General features: G+C 67.2%; 1 protein-coding gene. It reads left to right on the plus strand.

What is annotated here, in order from left to right; all coding sequences use genetic code 11:
* On the plus strand, positions 1–1,022 hold a 1,022-nt coding region (locus tag OCW50_RS33070), incomplete at both ends, for an LL-diaminopimelate aminotransferase (protein WP_262300404.1).

The following is a 1,022-nucleotide window of genomic DNA, read 5'->3' on the forward strand; positions in this document are numbered from 1 at the left end:
GACATCATCGACCTCGGGATGGGCAATCCGGACCTTCAGGCTCCCCAGCACGTGATCGACAAGCTCGTCGAGACCGTGGGCAAGCCGCGCACCGACCGCTACTCGGCGTCGAAGGGCATCGGCGGCCTCCGCCGGGCCCAGGCGGGCTATTACGAGCGCCGCTTCGGCGTGAAGCTCAATCCCGACACCCAGGTGGTGGCGACGCTCGGCTCCAAGGAGGGCTTCGCCAACATGGCCCAGGCCATCACCGAGCCCGGCGACGTGATTCTGGTGCCGAACCCGAGCTATCCGATCCATGCCTTCGGGTTCCTGATGGCCGGCGGCGTCATCCGGTCGGTCCCGGCCGAGCCGACCCCCGAATTCTTCGTCGCAGCGGAGCGCGCCGTCGCCCACTCGATCCCCAAGCCCGTGGCGCTCGTCGTGTGCTACCCGTCGAACCCGACCGCCTATGTGGCGTCCCTCGATTTCTACCGGGATCTCGTCGCCTTCGCGAAGAAGCACGAACTCATCCTCCTGTCGGACCTCGCCTATTCGGAAGTCTATTTCGACGAATCGAACCCGCCGCCCTCGATCCTGCAGGTGCCGGGAGCCATCGACGTGGCGGTGGAGTTCACCTCCATGTCCAAGACCTTCTCCATGGCCGGCTGGCGCATCGGCTTCGCGGTCGGCAACGAGCGCCTGCTGGCGGCTCTCGCCCGGGTGAAGTCCTATCTCGACTACGGCGCCTTCACGCCCGTCCAGGTGGCCGCGACCGCGGCCCTGAACGGGCCGGACGATTGCATCCGCGAGATGCGCGCCACCTACAAGCGCCGCCGGGACGTGATGGTCGAGTCCTTCGCCAAGGCGGGCTGGAACGTGCCCGTCCCGACCGCGTCCATGTTCGCCTGGGTGCAGATTCCGGAGAAGTTCCGCCCCATGGGCAGCCTGGAATTCTCCAAGCTCCTGGTGGAGAAGGCCGACGTGGCGGTGGCGCCCGGGATCGGCTTCGGCGAGCACGGCGACGATTACGTGCGCATCGCTCT

Source organism: Microvirga sesbaniae (genome assembly GCF_025460805.1).
In the GTDB taxonomy this organism is placed as follows: domain Bacteria; phylum Pseudomonadota; class Alphaproteobacteria; order Rhizobiales; family Beijerinckiaceae; genus Microvirga; species Microvirga sesbaniae.